This window comes from Neoakkermansia glycaniphila (assembly GCF_001683795.1).
In the GTDB taxonomy this organism is placed as follows: Bacteria; Verrucomicrobiota; Verrucomicrobiia; order Verrucomicrobiales; family Akkermansiaceae; genus Akkermansia; species Akkermansia glycaniphila.
The window spans coordinates 17,254-39,037 of the sequence record NZ_LIGX01000001.1 but is presented as its reverse complement, the minus strand read 5'-3'; the positions used below and the strand labels follow the sequence as shown (position 1 = coordinate 39,037).

Annotated in this window: 15 protein-coding genes; 2 read left to right on the top strand and 13 right to left on the bottom strand. The window is 59.2% G+C overall.

The window, feature by feature from the left end:
- Nucleotides 1–13: 13 nt before the first annotated feature.
- Nucleotides 14–1,606, top strand: a complete 1,593-nt coding sequence (locus AC781_RS00135) for an aspartate:alanine exchanger family transporter (protein ID WP_067771590.1) — start codon at nt 14–16, stop codon at nt 1,604–1,606.
- Nucleotides 1,607–1,626: 20 nt separating this feature from the next.
- On the opposite strand, the gene AC781_RS00130 is transcribed toward AC781_RS00135, so the two are convergent.
- Nucleotides 1,627–2,133: a hypothetical protein gene (locus tag AC781_RS00130; RefSeq protein ID WP_067771586.1), complete on the bottom strand. Its 507-nt coding sequence runs from the start codon at nt 2,131–2,133 to the stop codon at nt 1,627–1,629.
- 171 nt (nt 2,134–2,304) lie between these two features.
- A complete protein-coding gene (locus AC781_RS00125) occupies nt 2,305–3,147 on the bottom strand; it encodes a PEP-CTERM sorting domain-containing protein (protein WP_067771583.1) in 843 nt (280 codons plus the stop codon).
- A 238-nt stretch (nt 3,148–3,385) separates the two neighbouring features.
- Between AC781_RS00125 and AC781_RS14315 the strand changes: the two genes are divergently transcribed.
- Entirely contained in the window at nt 3,386–3,517 is a 132-nt protein-coding gene (locus tag AC781_RS14315) for a hypothetical protein (protein ID WP_281491758.1), read from the top strand.
- Between the two features lie 6 nt (nt 3,518–3,523).
- Here the strand turns inward: AC781_RS14315 and AC781_RS00120 are convergent, their stop codons facing one another.
- The 11 genes from AC781_RS00120 to AC781_RS00070 form a co-directional block, all read right to left on the bottom strand.
- Nucleotides 3,524–4,369 (bottom strand): PEP-CTERM sorting domain-containing protein, encoded by an 846-nt coding sequence (locus tag AC781_RS00120; RefSeq protein ID WP_067771580.1) that lies wholly within the window; start codon nt 4,367–4,369, stop codon nt 3,524–3,526.
- Between the two features lie 414 nt (nt 4,370–4,783).
- Entirely contained in the window at nt 4,784–5,647 is an 864-nt protein-coding gene (locus AC781_RS00115) for a PEP-CTERM sorting domain-containing protein (RefSeq protein WP_067771577.1), read from the bottom strand.
- Nucleotides 5,648–6,009: 362 nt separating this feature from the next.
- Nucleotides 6,010–9,171 (bottom strand): efflux RND transporter permease subunit, encoded by a 3,162-nt coding sequence (locus AC781_RS00110; protein ID WP_067771574.1) that lies wholly within the window; start codon nt 9,169–9,171, stop codon nt 6,010–6,012.
- 18 nt (nt 9,172–9,189) lie between these two features.
- Nucleotides 9,190–10,476, bottom strand: a complete 1,287-nt coding sequence (locus AC781_RS00105; RefSeq protein WP_067771571.1) for an efflux RND transporter periplasmic adaptor subunit — start codon at nt 10,474–10,476, stop codon at nt 9,190–9,192.
- A gap of 12 nt (nt 10,477–10,488) precedes the next feature.
- Nucleotides 10,489–11,910, bottom strand: coding sequence for a TolC family protein (locus AC781_RS00100; RefSeq protein WP_067771568.1), 1,422 nt, complete (start codon nt 11,908–11,910; stop codon nt 10,489–10,491).
- 7 nt (nt 11,911–11,917) lie between these two features.
- Nucleotides 11,918–12,346 carry a hypothetical protein gene (locus AC781_RS00095; RefSeq protein WP_067771565.1) on the bottom strand — a complete coding sequence of 143 codons (429 nt, stop codon included), beginning with the start codon at nt 12,344–12,346 and terminating at the stop codon, nt 11,918–11,920.
- 378 nt (nt 12,347–12,724) lie between these two features.
- On the bottom strand, nt 12,725–14,866 hold the full coding sequence (scpA, locus tag AC781_RS00090; RefSeq protein WP_067771562.1) for a methylmalonyl-CoA mutase: 2,142 nt from the start codon (nt 14,864–14,866) through the stop codon (nt 12,725–12,727).
- Nucleotides 14,867–14,915: 49 nt separating this feature from the next.
- Nucleotides 14,916–16,967, bottom strand: a complete 2,052-nt coding sequence (locus AC781_RS00085) for a methylmalonyl-CoA mutase family protein (RefSeq protein ID WP_067771559.1) — start codon at nt 16,965–16,967, stop codon at nt 14,916–14,918.
- 325 nt (nt 16,968–17,292) lie between these two features.
- Nucleotides 17,293–18,477, bottom strand: a complete 1,185-nt coding sequence (locus tag AC781_RS00080) for a serpin family protein (RefSeq protein WP_067771556.1) — start codon at nt 18,475–18,477, stop codon at nt 17,293–17,295.
- Between the two features lie 114 nt (nt 18,478–18,591).
- Nucleotides 18,592–20,160 carry a glycosyl hydrolase family 18 protein gene (locus AC781_RS00075; RefSeq protein WP_067771553.1) on the bottom strand — a complete coding sequence of 523 codons (1,569 nt, stop codon included), beginning with the start codon at nt 20,158–20,160 and terminating at the stop codon, nt 18,592–18,594.
- Between the two features lie 18 nt (nt 20,161–20,178).
- Entirely contained in the window at nt 20,179–21,630 is a 1,452-nt protein-coding gene (locus tag AC781_RS00070) for a serpin family protein (RefSeq protein WP_067771549.1), read from the bottom strand.
- Nucleotides 21,631–21,784: the final 154 nt, after the last annotated feature.

Here is a 21,784-nt window from a genome sequence, read left to right as displayed (position 1 = left end):
AGACCGATACATTATGGATGATCTCCTGACCAATTCGACATTCGTTCTCTTTGGAATCCTGTTTGCAGGGCTCCTGCTGGGCAATATCAAAATCTGCGGCCTTTCGCTCGGCAGTTCGGGCGTGCTTTTCGTTGCGCTGGCGGCCGGGCATTTCGGCCTGCATGTGCCGGACGGCATCAGCGGCATGGCGACGGCTCTGTTCGTTTACTGCGTGGGCCTCAGCGTGGGCAACCGCTTCTTCGGTTCTCTCGTCCAGTCGGGCAACAAACTGGCGTTGCTGGCGATTATCGTCGTCACGCTGGCGGCGGCTGTGACCATCGGCCTGTGCTATGCCTGCGGCATCGATCCGGGCGTGGCTGCGGGGATGTTCGCCGGAGCCTGCACCAGTACGCCCGCATTGGCCGCAGCCGCGGAAGCGATGCACAATTCCGGCAGCGTGAATATCGGATACGGCATTGCCTATCCCTTCGGCGTCGTCGGCGTGGTGTTGTTCGTCCAGCTTCTGCCCCGCATTCTGAAGACGGACATTTCACAGGATGCGACGGCTATCGATCCCCACAAGGACCCGAAAAAGATCATTTCCCGCCTTGTCTCCGTCACGAACGAACAGCTCCTCGGGCATACCATCGATGCGCACGAAGTGACCGACCGCATGGACTGCCGCATGACCCGCATCGTGAAGAACGACCGCCTCGTGCCGCTTTCGCCCGGAGACAAGTTCGAGCCGGGAACGAAGATACTGCTCGTCGGCGCACGTGAGGACATCGAACGCGAAGCCCTGATGCTGGGCGTACTTCAGGACCACAACTACCCCCGCAATTCCGAACGCGAACGTACGGAAGTGATCGCCCTGAAGAAGAAATTCTGCGGCCACACGCTCCGCGAACTCCGCACGCTCCAGAAATACGGCGTGACGATTTCCCGCATCAGCCGACTCGGCTTCTCGTTCGTTCCGACGCCGGATACGACCATCATCCGCAACGATATTCTGACGGTCGTCGGCGAACCCGCCAACATCGAAGCTTTCAAGAAGGCCGTCGGCCACCGGAGCACGGCCATCAATGCGACGGATATTCTTTCCCTGGCCGGGGGTATTGCGCTCGGCATCCTGCTCGGTTCGCTGAAGTTCAGCTTCGGCACGGATTCCTCCTTTTCGCTCGGCATGGCGGGCGGCCCGCTGATCGTTGCGCTGATTCTCGGCCACTTCGGCCATGTGGGGCCGATCGTCGGCTATATTCCTCGCCCTACGCGCACGCTGCTGATGGAATTCGGCCTCATTCTGTTCCTGGCCTGGGCTGGGGTGAAGGGCGGTGCGGAACTCGTCAGCACATTGCAAACATCCGGCCTGAGCATTTTCCTCGTCGGTGTGGCCATCACCTTCATTCCGATGCTGATCGGGTATTTCGTGGCGACGAAGCTTCTCAAGCTGAATCTGCTGGAATCCCTCGGCGGCATTTGCGGCAGCATGACATCCACGCCCGCGCTCGGGGCCATCACCAGCAAGACGGATGCGCACAGCCCCGTCGTCAGCTATGCGACGGCCTATCCGGCGGCCTTGATTTTGATGACCGTTTTCGCGAAGATCATCATCAGCTGCCTGTCCTAGGAGCGGACAGCCCGGGGTGATTATTCCTCGGGCTGCACATGGGCTCCCTTACTGCCCAGATACGGCTTGACCAGTTCCAGAAAACGGCTGCGCGCCTCTTTGCCGAAGAAGGAGACGGTGCAGTTGAGCTCATACCGGTTGGGCGCATCGAGCGGCGTGAGCCAGATGCCGACGCTGTCCAGCACTTCGCCCTTGCTGCCCAGCAGAAGCAGGCGGTTCCAGCTTTCCCCGAAAAAGTCGGTGACTGAATCGGCTTTCCGGGAACGCGCCTTCGCGTTCTGCAGCACGGAGCGCATGGCCGCCGTATCTTCCGGAGAAAGGATGTGCATGCCGCCTCCGGCCCTGGCGATGCCGATGGCCGTGCAGTTTTGGGCGGCCTGCCGCAGAGCGGAGGTTCCCTGATAGGCGCCCGTGCCCGAATCCTGCGCCATGAAGGCTTCGTCGGGGCGGTCCTGTGTCCACTGGCAGGAGGAGCAAAGGGCTGCCGCCGCCAGTGCCGGTATCGTCAAAGAACGGGAAATCTTCATCAATGGATATTATACCGCCCGCGGCTCGGGCGAGTCAACGGAAAAGCCGTTTGTGACGCATTTGCCGTGTGCGTGCGTTGCGGGCAGGAGGGCGGCTTCCGCCATGCAAAACACCCTCCAAGACGCGGAGCATCCTGAAGGGCGGCATAGAGAGATGTTTTTCCGGAGAAATTATGCGTTGCGGCGGCGGCGGAATGCCATCGCTGCGAGGCCGAGGAGGCTGAGGCTGGCCGTAGCCGGTTCGGGAATGACGGACATGTAGGACAGCCCGTAGGAAGAGCCGCCGCCGGTAGCGGCTGCTCCGCCTGTACCTGTACGGGCATCGATTTGGATGGAGAGCTTATTGCCAGTCATGGTCAGGCCGGAAAGCATGGCGGCGAATCCCGTTTGTGCGGAAGATGTTCCGTTGCCCAATACCAGAGTGACGGAATTTCCGTTTGTGCTCCATGAAGAGGCCGTGGTGTTGCTGCAATAGAGCTCCGTATCGGAATTGATGTTTGCGATTGCTGCTCCTGTGATGGTAATGACGTAGCGGTTGCTGTAACCGGACATGTCGTTGACGAGGCCGCCGAAGGCCAGGTCGATCGTCTCGCCGACAGAGAATCCCGAAACGGAGTAGGTGGAAATGGTGCCATTATTGCCTCCGACAGCACCACTCGTGCGGTATGCAGCGGGAACATTGTAATGGGGGTTGACAGGAATAGTCTGGTTGTTGTACGACCAGATGCCGGCCGACCCCGTTTTGGTATAGCCGAAGGTGTAGCGCGAGGTAACTCCCTGAGTATCCATCAGAGAGAGTCCCTGGATGGTCGTATTGTTGGGACGCACAGTCGGAGTTCCGGTGGCAATGGCCGCTTTGTTCCACCAGTCCATGGTAACGGTAGCTGCGGGAGTGCTCGTGTTGGCAGCCGTTCCTCCGTCTGTGAAGTAGATGCGTGTTTCCTGCACGCGTGCCAGTGAGGCCGTGCTGCCGAACACGGAGAGAAGCGTTGCGAAAATCAGTGTTTTCTTCATATGTCAGAGGAGTGAATGATAATATGTTGTTTTATTGTAAACAAATTGCAGTAATAGCAATCTTGATTGTAGATTAAGGATAAGCTTTCATCTTGTCAATATTTTTTTTGATTTGTGAAGGAAAATATTGAAAGATGTATGTAAAATATGATCTATTCATTGCGTTTTAAATTGGAATTGAATAGATTGAGAATCTTTTTTCTTTTCTGCTCTTCGGCTTTTGAAAAATCCGGATTGCATGGACGAACTGCCCGGTACAACCATGCAGCAGAAGCCGTGCCGCGCAATCGGCTGGAACCACATCATAAAAACCCCCTCCAGAGTGACGGGCACCTTGGAGGGGGTGTATTGGAACGGATGTTTCCTGTAGAGATGTTTACTTGCGACGGCGACGGAGCGTCAGCACGGCAAGGCCGAGGAGGCTGAGGCTGGCCGTGGCCGGTTCGGGGATGATCGACATGTATGACAGGCCGTACGTCGCACCGCTGCCGCTGGCAACGCCGCCTGTGGTTTTATTTCTGGCATCGATCTGGATGTCGAGTGTGTTGCTCGTCATGGTCAGGCCGGAGAGCATGGCGGCGAATCCGGCTTGAGCATAGGTATTGCCGTCGCCGATTGTCAGCGTGATCGAGTTGCCGGATGTGCTCCAGGAGGAAGCGGTCGTTTTGCTGAAATAGATTTCCGAGTCGTTATTGATGTTGGCGATCGTCGCACCAGTAATGGTAATGACGTAACGGTTTTGTTGGGTCGTAATGGTGCCGTCGTTGACAAGGCCGCCGAAAGCCAGGTCGAGCGTATCGCCGACAGTAAATCCAGAGACGGAGTATTTGGAAATCGTGCCGTTGTTGCCGCCGGGCATGTAGCCGGAGCGGTATTGTTCGGGAACGTTATAATTGGGGTTGACGGGGGACGTGTGAACATTATAACCCCAGATACCGGCCGAACCCGTTTTGGTATAGCCGAAGGTATAGCGTGTTGTGACCCCCTGTGTATCCATGAGAGAGAGACCGTCGATTGCCGTGCCGGATGGGCGGACAGCCGGGCCTCCTGTGGTAATTGACACATCATTCCACCAATCCATGGTGACTGTGGCAGCCGGCGTGCTGGCATTGGCAGCGGCGCCTCCGGCCGTGAAATTGATGCGTGTTTCCTGCACACGAGCGAAAGCTTGTGTTCCTCCAAACAGAGAGAGCAGGGAGACGAAGAGAAGTGTTTTTTTCATATGATCAAGCAGATGCATTGGTAAGATGCTGCCGCGCCAATAATATTTTACAGTGCGCGACAGGATCAGAATCGCAGATTATTAATCCGCTGTCAAGCGGTAAAACTCATCTGCTTCACATTTCAATCATTCATGGAAATTGTCAGATTGGAAAAGGTAAGGTTTCATGTTGATTGAAATATCAAAAAATAATTCAATCCAATGAAAAAAAGTTTATTATAAATATCATAAAACATTACGGATTAATAATCCGTTTTTAGTGTTGAATATATGTTTTATTTTCAAGATTCGTATTATTTTGGATAATATATAAAATGATGGTGATGAGATGAATGCGGTGTGTTGACGATGCGAAAATCCCTCTGCCGGATAACCGTGCAGAGGGATAAGAAAGAACGGATTCGGTTGCCGTTTTCATGCGCGCCTTCGCCGCCATGCCAGAAGGCCCAGCCCGGCAAGGCACAGGCTGGCCTCTGCCGGTTCGGGTATTGCGCCGTATTTGGAAAGCACCATGTAGTTGAGAGCCGAGTTGTTATTGGCGACGCCTCCTCCCTCCGTGTTGGAACTGGAGTACATGGTCAGAGTCAGCGAACCGCCGTCTTCAATGTAAAAGCCCTGGAAGGAGGCGTACACGGCGGAACCGTTGTTGGCGCTGCTGTGGTTGCCGCCGATGAACCCGAAGGGATCGACCGTGGTGGCATTTGCCAGCGTGGAGGCCGCCGACCATGTGCCGGATGCCGCCCCTCCGGTGGAACCCATGGAATAGTAGGTAATGGAATCGCAGCTGGCGCTCAGGGACATGGCGCCTGCCAGATTGCCGTTGTTGCGTGCGCCCAGTACGTCCAGAGCATACCAGCCTGCGCTCAAACCGGTAATCGTGATGGTTGTGGGGTTGGCGTAGCTGTTTGCATTCCAGAAGCTTTGGATTGCTGCCGTTTCATAGCCCGCCGGGCCGCTGATGCCGGCCGGAAGCAGATTGCCGTCTGTGAGATTGGAGGCGCCCGGTTTCCAGTCGGGGCCTGCGCCAGTGGCAACGAGAGTGGTGGTCGTCAGCGTGCCGACGGATGTGCCGGATGAGTTGTGTATCGATTGGTTGAATGTAGAACCCGGCGTTGCCACGAGGCTCAGATTGTTCCATGAGTTGCCGGATGGAGTGCCTGTGGCGTCGCGTTGGAAGTTGATGAGGCATTCCCATTCCGTTTCGCTGGAGAATTGGGCCGCAGGCAGGAGGGTTCCGGAGCTCAGCAATGAGAGAATAGAGAGGTGAAGGATGTTCATGGCTATGGATGTTGATGTTTGGTCGGTATGCAGTGCGGTTGTTTCAGAGAAGGAAGCCGCCGGAAGAAGTATGCCGGATTACGTATCCGCTGTTGTGTGTGAAATTGCCAATCATTTGAGGTAAATATGTTGCGTTTTTCATGAATATGCAGGTTTCCACAGGTAGAGATGCGGGTCGTTTCTACAGTGAAAACAATGAGAATGTTGTATAATGTTAGTTTTTATTGTTGACTCGCGGATACGTAATCCGTTTTTTACATGTCTATTATGCGAGTGTGTGAAGGGGATGAGATGGGCGGCGTCGACGAAAAACGCCCCCTGCCGCTGGGGCGGGGGCGTGAAGCGGGTGGCGGCTAGTCCGATCAGACGTCTTTCTTGATCAGTTCCTTGCGGCGTGCCGAGATCCAGCGGCCGAACAGCTTGGCTGTGGCGGGGATGATGAGCAGGTTCAGGATGGTGGCGGAGACGAGGCCGCCGAATTGCACGATGGCGAGCGGGCCGAGCAGTTCGCCGCCGGGTTTGTCGATCGCCCAGATAAGGGGCAGGAGGCCCAGTACGGTGGTCAGCGAGGTCATGATGATGGGGACGACGCGTTCCTGCGAGCCTTCCCGGATGGCGTCTTCCAGCGAGCGGCCCTGATGCTCCAGATCCCTGTACCTGTTGAGCAGGATGAGGCCGCTGCGTATGGCGAAGCCGATGACGGTGACGAAGCCGACAATGGACGCGACGGAGAGGATGGGCGGAATGTAGGAGTCTCCGAAGAGGGAGGACAGGGTTTCCGGCGATGCGAGGAAGACGGCGACGATGCCGCCGACGAGGCACAGGGGGATGTTGACCAGCGTGAGCATGGCGCGCCGCACGCTGCCCAGTGCGGAGGAGAGCAGGAGGACGATGAGTACCATGACGATGGAGCCCAGAAGGTAGAGCCGCTGGGAGGCGGATTCGCGGGCCTTGATCGTGCCGTCGTAGTCCACGGTGCAACCCATGGCGTTCATGACGGGGTCCAGTTTCTCGCGGCATGCCTGCGCCAGGTCTCCGAGGTTGGAGTCCGGGGCGGGGTTGCAGGAGATCATGGCTTTGCGCATGGTGTTGTCGCGCAGGATGAGGTTGGATATTTCCTCCTTGTATACGTGAGCGACATCGTCCAGCTTGACGCTTCTCTTGTCCGGGCTGATGAGTTCCAGATTTTTGACGTCGTCCATGGAGGCGCGCAGGTTGGGTTCCTGCCGGAGTACGATGTTCCAGTGGTCCTGGTTTTTGATGACTTCACCGAGTTTCTGCCCGTTCATGGCGGTGGAGACCTGTTCCGCTGCGTTGGCCATGGTGAGGCCGTAGGCCGCGAGCGCTTCCGGGTTGTACTGGATGCGGACGGTGTCGACCATGATTTCACGGTTGGCGCGGGCATCGGCCACTTCCGGCATGCTGCTCAGGATTTCCCGTGCCTTTTGCGCGGCGAGGCGCAGCTGGGGGAGGTCCGTGCCGTAGATGTTGATGGCGATTTCCGAGTTGGAACCGGACAGGGCGGAGCTGATGCGGTGCGCCAGCGGGTAGCCGATCATGGAGCTTGTGCCGGGGATGTTGTCGATGCGTTTTTTGATTTCTTCCCGCAGTTTTTTCTGGTCCTGCTTCAGGTCCACGCGGACGAGGAGTTCGGAGGCGCTCACGGGTTCCGCATGCGCATCGTTTTCCGCGCGTCCGGTGCGCTGTGCGACGCTGAGTACGCCGGGGATATGCTGGATGTCTTTCATCGCCTGCCGGGAGATGCGCGTGGTTTCGTCCAGCGAGGTGCCGGGTACGGTGCTGACGAAGACGGTGTAGCAGTCTTCATTGAACGGGGGCAGGAAACTCGTGCCGAAGGAGGAGCCGAGCCAGAGCGCCAGCAGGGTGATGGCGGCCATGACGGCGCATACGGTTTTGGAGAATTTCATGCAGAGGTCGAGCAGAGGCGTGTACACGCGCTTGATGAGGCGTGCGCTGAAGGAGTCTCCGCTTTCCCGCGTGGCTTCATTCTTGCTTTTCTTGAACCAGATGTAGCATAAGACCGGGGTGATGGTGACGGCTACGATCAGGGATGCCAGCAGGGCCAGCATGTAGGAGATGCCCAGCGGGCGGAAGAACTGGCCTTCCAGCCCGGACAGGAAGAGTACCGGTGTGAAGACGAGCAGGATGATGACGGAGGAGAAGGAGATGGAGCCGATGATTTCTCCCTTGGCTTTCATCAGGACTTCGTATTTGCTCTTGCGCTGTTCCGGAGGCAGGGCGGCATTGCGGTTCAGGTGCCGCCATGCGATTTCCACGAAGATGATGGCGTTGTCCACCACATCGCCCACGGCGACGGCGAGGCCGCCCAGCGTCATGATGTTGATGGCCAGCCCGAAGAGGGGGAACATCGCCATGCCGAAGAGGACGGAGAGGGGCATGGAGATCAGCGTGATGAGGGCGGTGCGTACGTTCAGGAGCGTGAGGAAGAGGACGATCATGACGACGGCTCCGGCGATGAGCAGCGTTTCCATGCCGTTTTCCAGCGACATTTCAATGAAGTCCGACTGGCGGTACGCATTGGTATGCAGCTTCATGCCCTTGGGGAGCTGGCTTTGGCTGAATTCCTTCACGGCGTCGTCGACGGCCTGAGTCAGCGCGAGCGTGTTGGCTCCCGGCACTTTCTGGATGGAGAGGATGACGGCGTCTTCCTGCATGAAGCCTGCGTCGCCCCGGCGGGGTGCGCCGTCGATGCTGACGCTGGCGACGTCTTCAACTCGGATGGTGCCGGAGGGGTGCCCGGGGAGGATGGCGCGCCGTATCTGCTCCAGATTCATCATGCGGGAGTCCTGCTGGATGGGCAGTTCCTGCCCGGCGACGTCTTCCAGATAGCCCGCCGGGATGGTGGACTGGGATTCGGTGATGGCCGTTTTCAGTTCGTTCAGATCGACTTTGTTCTGCTTGAGCCTGTTGGGATCGTAGAGGATCTGGTATTCCGGCAGACGGCCGCCGAGGACGGTGATTTGCCCGACGCCGGGTATGCCGAGCAGCCTGTTCCGCAGTTTGTATTCGGCCAGTTGGCGCATGTCGAGCGGCGAGGTGTCCTTGTCTCCGGTCAGGGCGATGAGCATGATTTCACCGGTGACGGAGACGATGGGCGTCAGCTCCGGGGATACGCCTTCAGGCAGGGAGTCGCGTACGGCGGCGAGGCGTTCCGTGACGATCTGCCGGGCGCGGTAGATGTCCGTATCCCAGTCGAAGTCCACCCAGACGAAGGAGAGGCCGTTGCCGGAGGAGTTGCGGACGGCTTTGACTCCCGCCGTGCCGTTCATGGCGGAGGAGATGGGTATGGTGATGTACTGCTCTACTTCTTCGGCGGTCAGGCCGGAGGATTCCGTCTGGATGGTGACGCGCGGAACTTTCAGCTCCGGGAACACGTCCACCGGAGTGTTTTTGATTACAAAGATGCCGATGACGGCCAGTGCGATCGTCAGCAGGATGACGGTGATTCTGTTGTTCAGGCAGAATGAAATGAGGAAATTCATGTGCTTGTCCTGTGGAGGTTAGTCTTTTCCGTCGTGAAATTTGCCGTCGGCATGGAAGTGGCCTGCCGCTTTAGCGGGTGCGCCTCCGGCTGCCGGGAGGATGTATTTCAGCTCGTAGCCGCCTTTGGTGACGATGGTTTGGCCGGGCTCGATGCCCCTGACCGGGGTTTTGCCCAGGCGGGACGGCAGGGTTTCCACCTTCATCATGGTGAAGGTGTCGTCGCCCGTTTTCAGGAAGACGACATCGTCCACGCCTACTTTGACGACCGCGCTGTTGGGCACGGAGATGTAGTCGTGCGCATCGGCATCGCGGGAGTACAGGTCGAGCCGGGCGGGTTGTCCGGCGTAGGCCGTGGCCGGGAGCCGGGAGGGGGCGAAGTAGACGGCGCGGGATCCGGTCGCCGGATCAATCTGATCCGCTACCCGCAAGGTGCCGTCGAGCATTTCGGTATTTTTGCCGTTGCCCAGCGCGAGCCTTGCCTTTTGACGCTGCATGGGGACGGAGCCGTAGACGGTGGCGGCGAATTCGAGTTCACCGGCATTGGTCATCAGCAGCGCCGCTTTTCCCTGCTCGCCCCATGCGCCCTGGTTGAGGTCGATGGATTGTACGGAGCCGTCGCGCGCGGCTTGGATCTGGAGGATGCGGTCTTTCAGCTCTCCTCCCGCCGTGGCGATGCCGAGCTTGTCCGTGGCGGATGTGAGCGCGGTGGACAGGCTGTTGACTTCCGCTTGCTTGAAGCTGATGGAGGTGTTCAGCTCGCTGTTTTGCGTGCCGATCTGTTCCAGCCGCGTGCGGCGCTGCTGGAGGGCGTCCAGCTCGGCGGTTGCACGGTCCAGAGCGGCCCGGGCCATGGCGACATTGCCCTGCATCTCCACGATGTCGGGCGAGGCCAGCGTGTAGAGCAGGTCTCCCTTGTGTACGTTCTGGGCCGATTTGACATGGAAGGTGACGCGGCCCGGAGACGGCAGTGCGTAGGTTTCGACCGCGTGGGGCGGAATGACCATTTGCCCGTGGATGGTTTGGTTCGCTTCGTCCGAAGCGGCTCCGGCCTTTTCAAAGCGCATGTCGAGGGAGTGGATAGCCTTGGCATCCAGCTTGAGCTGTACCGGCTGGCCGGATTCGGCGTGCGTGTGCTGGTGTTCGTCTTCGGCCTCGTGGTCGTGGTCGGCGTGTTCTTCTTCGGCGTGGCCGGCTGCACCCTCTTCATGGGAGTGCTCGTCGGCTTTGGCTTCGGCGGCGTGGGTGCTGTTCAGGCTCAGCATGGCGGCGAACCCGTACAGGACGGAAAGGTATAAATTTTTCATCGTATCGAATGGTTATGGTTGAATGTCGGTGTTGGCAAGGTGGCGCAGTTGCGCCTGAATGGAATGGAGTTTGCCGAGGCTGTTCAAAAAGGCCAGTCGGCTTTCATAGAGCTGGTGGCGCGCTTCCGCTACTTCCGGAAGGGTGCTTTCACCGAGCGCATAGAGTTTCTCCATGGTCTGCACGGAGGCGGCGAATGTATTCATGCGCTGCTGTTCGGCTCGGCAGTGGGCGGTGACGAGCTTCTGGTTGGCTGCAAGTTCTTCCGCCTTGAAGAGCGATGCGCGCCACGCCTGGACGGTTTCGAGCCGGGCGGAGTCACGCGCACCGCCGGATTCCGCGATGGCCTTCCGGTTGCGGTTCCAGAGCGGGATGTCGAAGCCGAAGGTCGGTCCCAGTTCGTTCTCGCCGTCGTCGCGGGTGAAGGAGGGCCCCAGCCGGAGTTCGGGATACTGCTTGCGGATTTCCGTTTTCAGCAGGGTTTCCGTGGTGGCGTATGAAGCCAGTTGCGCTTTGATTCCGGGTGCTGCCGCCAGTGCGGCGGGCGATGGCGCGGAGACGGCTGCCGGGATGCTGAGGGTCTGATCGTTGATGAAGTTCAGGGTGTTCAGCGCGGTGGCATGGAGTCCCATCAGTTGAAGCAGGGCCAGCTTCTGTTCCTGTTCCGCTTCCGTGACGGTTTGAAGCTCGCGCGTCGCGTCGTTGAAACGCTGAGCCGCCAACTGGCGGGTGGCGAAGTCGGCTTCACCGGCATTCACCAGTTTCTCGATCTTGTCCGCTTCCGATTGCATGGTCTGCAATCTTTCCCGGATGAGCGATTGGCGCAGTTTCGACATGGAGAGTTCGCTCCATGCCTGATCCAGAGAGGTGAGGAATTCCTGCTCTTTCTGGCGCAAGGCCCAGAAGTCCGCTTCCTTGTACTGCTCCGCCACTTTGCGGGCGAGAGCCGGAAGGCCGGTGACGGGGATGGTGAAGCTGAGGTCGCCCGCCATGTTGGCATGGTTGGCGTTCAGCACCTGCTGGACATCCCATGAGAAGGACGGGTCGTTCCACCATCCTGCTTGGATGGCCGCGTTGCTGCTGTTGGCCAGTTTCAGACGGGCCTTGTTGAGCTCCGGATTCAGCGTGAGGCCGATCTGGCGGGCCTGATGCATGTTGACGGGCTGGTTCCCGATGGATCGGGATGTCTGCTCCCATTGGGAGGTTTCGGTCTCAAGGTCGATGGGCCGGCTGTTGTAAACGGCGCATGCGCCTAACAATCCGATGCCGCCCATGCCGAGATAGCGTGCAATATTATACATGATGTATTGGTTGATTTGAATGGGTTTCCGGCGGTGGCCGGGAGGAATCGCATGGATTTCCTGAATGGATGGAGGCGCACAGCGCGCCATCATGGAAGCGCCTTCCGGGCAATGGTGCCGGAGGGCTGCAGGCATTCAACCGTTAAATCAACAGGGGGGTAAGGTACCCCGTGTAAGGCTGTGAGACGACCCGTAGCGGAGGGTCGGGCAGGGAGACTTCGCTGTCCGCCTCCTGAGGCAGGGCGCAGAGATGGAGGTACGGTTCTGCGAAAGCAGGGGGAATGCACCAGAGTTGCCGGGGTACAGAAATTTCGGGCGAGGCGACCGGAGCATTCCAGTCTCCGGAGGTCAGATGCTGGTGGGAGCAATGGTGCTCCATGAGGGATCGGTGAGCAGGCTGGCCGTCAATCGCCACTGAAGGCGAGTCGCAGGTGGCATTGCTGCTGCTGCATGCGCAGGTGTCCTGAAAGATTTCATCATGGCACGGGCACACGGAGACCATTCCCATACTGCCGAGTATTCCGAACAGCATGGGCAAAAGTATCAGGATGAAGCGCCGCACTCCAGTCATTCAGGAATCAATCTAAAGAGTGGCGAGCGTCTTGTCAAGCAGGAAGGCGAATATGACAGGGGCGGCGGCTCGCCATTCAGTTGCCCCGTGTGGACAAGGATTGAACAGAGAGCCACAGATTGCACTGATTTTTGATTAGGGAGATGCGTGTTTTTATTGATGATTCAAACAGTTGTGTTCTTGTGCGGAGCGTTCCGCCAGTCCGATTTCATCCTTGGCTTGGTACGTTGTTTCTGCAACGCTGCTTCCATACAAAATATTCGAATCCGGGCAAATCGGTGGACTCTGTGGCAGGAGATGTGCCGCCTCTGGCGGATGCAAAACGCCCCCTGCCGTTGGGGCAGGGGGCGTGAAAGTGCGTTGTGCGGAGGCTTCGCGTCAGGCGAGGTGCTTGTTGAGCACGTCCATGATTTCTTCCGCTGCAGCCGGGATGTTGGTGCCCGGACCGAAGATGGCCTGTGCGCCGTGTTCGCGGAGGAAGCCGTAGTCCTGTGCGGGGATAACGCCGCCGCAGAAGACGAGGATGTCCGGGCGACCCTGCTTCTTGAGCTCTTCGATGAGCGTGGGAAGAAGCACTTTATGGCCTGCTGCGAGCGAGCTCATGCCGATGATGTGCACGTCGTTTTCGATGGCCATTTTGGCGGTTTCTTCCGGGGTCTGGAAGAGCGGGCCTACGTCCACGTCGAAGCCGAGGTCGGCATAGGCGGAGGAGACGACCTTGGCGCCGCGGTCGTGGCCGTCCTGACCCATCTTGGCGATGAGGATGCGAGGGCGGCGTCCTTCGCGTTCGGCGAATTCGTCGGTGAGGTTGCGTACTTTGTCCATGAGGGGATCCTTGCCGTAGGAAGCTCCGTAGACGCCGGTGATGAGCTTGATCGGAGCCTTGTGGCGGCCGAAGTGCTTTTCGAGGGCGAGGGAGATTTCTCCGAGGGAGGCGCGGGCGCGGGCGGCCTTGATGGCCATGTCGAGCAGGTTGCCTTCGCCGGTTTCGGCGCATTTGGAGAGTGCTTCGAGGGCTGCTTCGCAGGCGGCTCCGTCGCGTTCGGCGCGGAGTTTCTGGAGGCGGGCGATCTGGGCTCCGCGCACGGCGTCGTTGTCCACCTGAAGGATGTCGATTTCGGCTTCCTGTTCGAGGCGTTGTGTGTTTACGCCGACGATGGGTTCACTGCCGGAGTCGATGGCTGCCTGTCGGCGCGCGGCGGCTTCTTCGATGCGCATTTTGGGCAGGCCGGTTTCAATGGCCTTGGCCATGCCGCCGAGGGATTCGACTTCCTGAATGTGTTCCCAACCCTTGCGGATGAGTTCGTTGGTGAGGTATTCGACGTAGTAGGAACCGCCCCACGGGTCGATGACCTTGCAGATGCCGGTTTCGTCCTGCAGGTGCAGCTGGGTGTTGCGTGCAATGCGGGCGGAGAAGTCCGTCGGCAGGGCGATGGCTTCGTCGAGCGCGTTGGTGTGCAGGGATTGCGTGTGGCCGCAGGAGGCGGCGAGGGCTTCGATGCAGGTGCGTGCGACGTTGTTGAAGGGGTCCTGTTCGGTGAGGGACCAGCCGGAGGTCTGCGAGTGCGTGCGAAGGGCCATGGATTTGGCGTTCTTCGGGTTGAACTGCTTGATGATTTTGGCCCAGAGGACGCGGGCAGCGCGCATCTTGGCGACTTCCATGAAGTAGTTCTTGCCCTGCGCCCAGAAGAAGGAGAGGCGGGGGGCGAAGGCGTCGATGTCGATACCGGCCTTGATGCCTGCGCGGACGTACTGGAGGCCGTCGGCGAGGGTGTAGGCCATTTCGAGGTCGGCGGTGGCCCCTGCTTCCTGCATGTGGTAGCCGGAGATGGAGATGGAGTTGAACTTCGGCATGTTCTTCGAGGTGTATTCGAAGATGTCCGCGATGATGCGCATGGAGGGGTCCGGCGGGTAGATGTAGGTGTTGCGCACCATGTATTCCTTGAGGATGTCGTTCTGGATGGTGCCGGTGAGCAGCTCCTGGGCGACGCCCTGTTCTTCTGCGGCCACGATGTAGAAGGCGAGGATCGGGAGGACCGCGCCGTTCATGGTCATGGAGACGGACATTTTGTCCAAGGGGATGCCGCTGAAGAGGATTTCCATGTCGAGGATGGAGTCGACGGCCACACCGGCCTTGCCGACATCGCCGACGACGCGCGGGTGGTCGGAGTCGTAGCCGCGGTGGGTGGCAAGGTCGAAGGCGATGGAGAGGCCTTTCTGGCCCGCCGCGAGGTTGCGGCGGTAGAAGGCGTTGGATTCTTCAGCGGTGGAGAAACCGGCGTACTGGCGCACCGTCCAGGGGCGGGCGACGTACATGGTGGCGTACGGTCCGCGGAGGAAGGGGGCGATGCCGGCGGTGTAGCCGAGGTGCTTGCAGTCGCCGTAGACGGCCTGGTCGTACACGGGGTCGATGGCGATCTGTTCGTTGCTCATCCACGCATCGGATGCATGGGAGGGGGCTGCCGCTCCGGTTTTCGTTTCGGGGTAGGCAACGTTGGCAAAATCGGGGATATTGCTCATTTTAATATGGAAATGTTTTTGTTGTTAATGGTTCCGGGGTGGGTGCCGATCAGATGCCGAGCTTGTTCTGCAGGGTGTCGAGCACATCGTGGCAGTTGGCGCGCACATGGATGAACATGTCCACTCCGGCTGCTTCGAAGGCAGGCACTTGTTCTTTCGGATACCCGGCGAGCATGATGGTCATGTCCGGCTTGGCTGCCTTCACGGCTGCGCAGAATTCGGGTGCGATGTCGCCGTAGGTGTCGTCCGTGGAGCAGATGACGCATGCGCCGAGGCCGCTCTTCACGGCTGCGTCCGCAGCTTCCTGCACGGTTTTGAATCCGGCGGGGTACATGGTGTCGAAGCCGCCGGCGCGCAGGAAGTCCTGCGAGAAGTCGGCGCGTGCCTTGTACTGGCGCAGCGGGCCCATGGTGGCGAGGAAGACTTTCGGGCGGCTGCCCGTCTTCGCCTGGTAGGCGACGGCTTTGTCGAGGAGGCGTTCGAAGCGTTCCGTGGCATGGCGCACGGGGAGGGGTTCGACGGTGATGCCGACGGGGCATGCATAGATGCCTGCGAGGGCTTTCTGGATGCCGCAGGTGGTGGCGGAGCCGAGTACGGCGGTTACGTCTTCCACGCTGTCTCCCTGAAGGGCGACTTCGGCCGCATCGGCATGGCAGCACTTCGGTGCGCCTGCATCGGCACCCTTGGCGGGGCATGCTCCGGTTTCAAGCGGTTTTTCTTCGAGGTTGACGTAGCGGTTGACGCCGACGTAGGTCTGGCGGCGCTGGTCGGCGAATTCGAAGCGCTTGGCTGCGGTGGCGTTGATGTCTTTCTGGACGGAACCCGTTTTGAGGGCGGAGACCATGCCGCCTTCGGATTCGATTTTCTGGAAGCGTTTCCAGGATTCCCTGGCGACTTCGTCGGTGAGGGTTTCGATGTAGTAGGAGCCGCCTGCGGGGTCCACGACTTTGTCGAGGTTGCATTCGCCCTGCAGGATGAGCTGGACGTTGCGGGCAATGCGGCGGGCGAATTCGTCCGGACGGCGCACTCCGGCGTCGAAGGGGGTGACGTCGAGGCTGTCCACGCCGCCGATGACGGCGGAGAAGGCCTGTGCCGTGCCGCGAAGCATGTTCACCCACGGGTCGACCTTGGAGATGGTCCAGGAGGAGGTGGCGGCGTGCAGTTTGATCTTGGCGGATTCTTCCGAGCCGCCGCAGGCGACGACGATCTGCGCCCAGAGCATGCGGAGTGCGCGGATTTTGGCGATTTCAAGGAAGAGGTTGGAACCGACGCCTACGGTGAAGCGGATGCGGGGTGCGACCTGGTCTACGCTGAAGCCGGCGGCTTCCATGGCGCGGAGGTAGGTGACGGCGGTGGCGATCATTGCGGCCACTTCGTCGAAGGCGGATGCTCCCGCATTATGGTAGGGCAGGCCGGATACGCCGATGGTTGCGAAGTCGTCGGTCGTGTTGGCGAGAGCCCATTTCATCATGGAGGCCATTTGTTTCTTGGCGCCGCAGAAGCCCATGCCGCCGCAGATGCTGCCTTTCATGACGAGCTTGCCCAGCGGGTCGAAGAGGACGCCGCCCTTGAGGGTCCTGGAGCCGTAGCCGTTGTTCCTGGCAGCTTCCGCCAGCATGGAGAGCGTGGCGAGGCCGCAGGAGCCGAGGGAGACGTAGACGGGGGTAGCGGCGAGGTCGATGCCTTTCAGGGCCGTGTTCCAGTCTGCGAGGTTGGAGAGTTTGACGCCTTTCTTGCAGTTGAGCGTGATGTTGACGGCAGTGCCTCCCTTGGAGAGTTCTTCGAGGGCTTTCTTGTTGAAGCCTTCGGGGGAGCATGCCTGGATGCCCTGGGCGATGTCCCACGGCTTGGAGCGGTAGCCGAGCGGGCGCGTGCCGCGACGGTACGGGAATTGCCCGGGCTCGTCGATGGCGGTTTTCACGTCCTCGGCGTTATAGATGGGATTGAGAGTAATCCCGTCCACAAGCTTGGTGAAAAGTGTTTTGTCGAAATCGGCGCCTTTCAGCGCCTCTACCGCAGCGTCACGCCATTCGGCGTATGTAGCGGGTGCGAACTCTTCGAAGCTGACCTCCGAAGCCTGTTTTTCATTTCCCTGTTGCATGGCGAAGTCAATTGGGTCTCGGTTGAATGTATATCGGCCACGATGGCAGACCGAGCTTGCCGTCGTGTGTCTACATGATGCTACAAGCTTTTCTGATTGTCCAGCCCGAAAAAACGGGCCGGAGGGAAAAGCGGGTTCCGTTGTCGCATGAAGTATAATGCGCGGGGCGGGGAGTGCATTTTCTGAATGTTGGAGGAGAGTTCGTTATGCGCCTTTTTCTGCTGTTTTCGTGCCGGGCGGCCGCTTGCGGTGCGGGATCGCGCAAAAAAGGAGACCGGAAGCGGTCCGGTCTCCTGAAAAGTGTTTGATGGATGCAACGGGCGGGTTACGGTTCGCGGACGATGCCCATGAAGAGGGCGGGGGAGTCCGTCGAGTCCCGGTCGGGAACGATCATCCAGACGAAGGGGCGGTCGAGCGCGAAGCTGATGCGTTCTTTGGGAACCATCGCGCTCCTCATCATCATGACGGCGGCCGTGGCTGCCGCCGCTTCCGTGCCGTCTTCATCGACGGCGACGAAGCATTTCTGGTACACGGCCGAGACGTACAGGGGCATCTTGGTGGTCGTCATTTTCGAAAAGTCGGCATTTTCGCCGAAGGCATCGTCCATGCCCATGTTTTTCAGGGGTTCGGAGAGGTCGCTGTCCGCCTCGAACTTGAATTTCGGCATGAAGAGTTCGACGGTAGGTTTCTCGCCTTCCGTGTTGCGCGCATTGTTGAGCGATTTGCGGATGTTGGAGAGCGAGTCGGGCGTGAGCGAGCGGACGAAGTCATCCACGGAGACGCCTTCGGGCGGCAGGATGGCGATCATCGCGCCGATGGTTTTGCCCTCGATGTTTTTGCCTTCACCGGGGCGGTAATCCAGTGAGATGGCACTGTATTCCTTGGTGACGACGCAGGGGAGGATGGAGGACTGGAACATGGTGGGTACCTGTTTCACGGCGCCGTTTTCCCGCTTGAAATCGCGGTTCGTCGTCTGAGCCGCCTTGAAGGGTGACATCCACTTGTCTTTCATGTAGATGGCATTGACGGCGACGAGGCGGGTCATCGGGTTGATGCTGTTGGGAGGCAGCAGGTCCTTGATACGGTCATGCGTGACTCCTTCCACCCATTTGTTGATGGTGAGACGGGAGGGATCGGGCTGCCCGGAGAAGTCGATATTCACCACGCTGTCTTTCGGCAGGGCTGCGGCATAGGCCGGGGCGATGGGGAAATCGGTGTTGATGTAGACGCGGTTGGCCGTTTCGAGCGAGAGTCCTGTGGTATCAGAGATGGCGGCAAGGCCGGATGTGTCTCCAAGTACGGCCTGCATCTGCTTGAGCGTGTTGCCCCCGGCTCCCGGAGTGAGCAGGGAGAGGCAGGATGCCGCCGAATAGGGGGATATGCAAACGTTGCCCTTGGCGGTTTTGGAAACCTGCTGAAGGAGGTCGATGTCGAATTTTTGTCCATCGGATGCGAAGGCTGTGCCGAGACCCACCATGGAGCAAATGAGCAGTTGGTTGATGTTTGCCATAAAGTAGAGTGTACGTGAAAAGGTAAATTGTTCAATAAAAATGTTTTTCTTCGATTTTTTTTGATGGGGGGCGAGGCGGGGTGCGCCTGATTGCTTGCCTGCGCCGTTTCGTTTTTACCTGCGCCCCTTGAGAATTTCATTGATGACGGGCAGGAGCGCCTTCGGGTGCCGATAGTCGGTTTGTCCTTTCCGGGCATCCGTGCGCACGTCGCCGCCCATGTCCCAGTACATGATGCCGCGCAGTTTCTGCGCTTTGGCGTATTCGCATTTTTTGCGGATGGTGGCGGGGCCGTTGAAGGTCATTTTGCGTTTGGTGCCGTCCGGATAGGTGAATTCCGCGGTGTCTGCTGTGGGCGGAAGGTTGGGGTGCTGTGCGACGATGTCGCTGTAGAGGCGTACGGAATCGGCCTTGGCGTCGCCCGTGCCCTGGAAGGGGACGCTGAGCATGATTTTGCTGTCCGGGAAGCCTTGCTTGCGGAAGGCGGCCAGCGAGCGGGTGAAGTCGTCGAAGGGGTAGCGGGCGGAGCTGGGGCCGTAGTTCTGGAAGGTGAAGTAGTCCACGGCGTCGATGCCCTTTTTCGGCATGCGGTAGCAGACGACGTGTAGGGAGATGGTGAAGCACATGTCCGGCTGAGCCTTGCGGATGCGCTGGGCGAGATCCGCGTAATTGTCCCATTGCCGGGCGGGAGGGTCTCCCTTGTAGGGGCCTTCGATCCATTCGAAGTCGAGGTCGACGCCGTCCAGCTTGTAGCGGTTGACAATGGAGGCGATTTCGCCGGCGAATTTCTGGCGGGCTTTCGGGTCGCGGAGCATGTCCTTCCATGCACCGCCCGCGATGCCGAGCCGTACCATGTGGTCGGCGGGGTTGCGAAGGCGGGAGCGAATCCATGCGATCTGGGATGCCCATGAGGCTTTGTCTTCGCCCATGCTGCGCTTGGTATCCGCAGGGAGGTGGAAGTACAGCAGCCTGTCCGCCCATGTGGGGGAGATGTCGCGTCCCAGCCGCGTGGCGGGGCGTGCTTCCTTCCATACGCGCAGTTCATCCATCATGCCCGTGTAGCCGGAGCCGATGAGGGTGGCATTGCCGATGCTTGTGAGCGGCTGGCTCTGGCCGGGTAGAAGTGCGACGGCTTTGCCGTTCACGAAGAGAGACGGGATTCCTTCCTTGACGACGCAGCCAAGCTGCACCCATTGCCCGGCGGGTACAGCGGGGATGCTGCCCTGATAGGTGTTTGCACCGTTCTGGATGGAGAGGGTGTCTCCCTTCCATGCGATGCGGAAATCGCCCGAGCGGATGAGTTCGGCATTCTGTGCGCCTTGCGGAGCATAGGAGGCTTCGAAGGTGAATGTCTTGAGATCCTGCGGGAGGACGATTCCCGGGATGGACATGAAGGCCTTGGGCCCCTTGAAGGCGAAGACTCCTTCCCTCCCGGCATGGGTTTTCAGCCAGGTGACGCCGTTGAATTTCGTGGCGCGGAAATCGGAAACGCCCGTGAGGGTGCCGTCGGCAGCCACGGAGGCGTTCATGTAGATGATGTCGGTTGTCTTGTTGAGGTGTTCGTCGCCGATCCAGTTCCAGCGGATGTGGCCGCCGCGAGAAGGAAGAGGCTGCAGGTGCGCAGGAAGGATGTTGCTGTCATGGGAAATGGCAAGGAGGATTGACGTTTTCCAGAGTAAAGGCATGAATCCGAAAAGACGAGGCTAATGTGGAGGCAGGGGCGGCAGGGGTGTTCCGAGTTCAAGTCCTGGACCCCATGGTATATCGCAGTCTTTCGTGTTCATGGGGACGTTGATCATTTTTATTCGTTTGGGATGAGGAGGTTCTGAAAGTTTTTGTGACTTATGAGCCGTGGATGTTGTGCGGCCGGGTTTGTTTTTTGGGGAGGTCGTGACGGGAAAATGAGGCTCTTTCACCATGCCGATGAAGACGGGATGGTTATGTTGTTCTGGCAGATGATCGGAGTAGAGGGGGGCAAGGTCAATGGAAGGGACAATGAGCCAGACGAATGGCCGGTTGATCGTGAAGGGGACCGGATCGTCCGAGCCTCCATCGCGGATGCCCATGGTGGCGACCATGGCCGTGGATGCCGCGCCTTCCGTGCCTTGTTCATCAATGCGGATGGAGCATTTCTGGATGAAGGAGTCGAGTGGAAGGGGGGGGTGGGCCGTCGTGATGCGAGGGAAGCCGTGGTCTGGTGAGAAGGCGGCTTTCAGTCCCATGTTTTTGAGGATGGGGATGAGGTTCGTTTCAGAAGCCATCTGGAATTTGGGTAGAGACAGGAGCATGGTTCTGATGGAGGACGTTTCCGGGGTGCTGCTCAAGCTTCTGCGGATGGCGGTCAGTTTGCCGGCGGTCAGGGATTGGACGAAGGTGTCGATTGTCATGCCTTCCGGAGGCAGGATGAAGATCATGCCTGCTCCGGGTCTCAAGCTGTGTGTTCCCTTGATCGGTTTCGGGACGAAGGGGAGGGCGACGGCGCTGTATTCGGGGGTGATGGTGCAGGGAAGCGCGGTTTGCAGGTGCATGGCCGGTACCTGTTTGGTGGTGCCGTCGGTGAGTGTGAAGGGGGCGTCGGTGGTGTATTGTTCATCGAATTCATTGTCCCATCGGTCTTTGATGTAAAAGGCATTGATGGCTGCAAGAGTTGTTTCGGGAGAGATTTGCCCGGGTGCAAGGAGTTCGCCGATCAGTCCGTGCGTGGCGGTTTCGACCCACTGGTTGATCGAGGTTCGTGCCTGTTCCGGGTTGTTGCGGAAGTCGATTCCGGTCACGCTGCTGCCGGGCAGTTGTGTTGTATAGGTTGGGCTGATGGGGAGCCTTGAATCCAGATAGAGGCGATTGGCGGATTCGATGTACAGGGAATCCGCTTTTCCTGCCTTGATGAGTGGCGAGAGGTCGCCCAGCGCGGTTTCCAGTTCGAGGTGCGTTTGGGGGGATGCTCCGGGAGCAAGCAACGTGATGGTTTCCGCTGCCGAGTAGGGGCATAGGCAGATGTTGCCGCTATTTGCTTTGGCGGCATTCTGGAGTAGTGATACGATGAAGTGGCTTCCTGTGTTTGCTTGTTTGGGTGGCGATGCAGGTTGAGCCGTTTGTGCCGCGTGGGCAATGGCGGCAAGCAGGAGGAGGGGAAGGATGCGGATGGCGAGTTTCATGGCAGGGAGCGTGCGACTTGAGGTGTGGCCGATAGGCCGTGATTGAACGTTGTCCGAGTGCCGCCGGGGAACGATGCTGGTGCATGCGGGTGTCGGACAGCGTTCAATGCATGTTGTAGCACGCTGTTTCTGCCGGAGGCAAGAAAAGATTGTG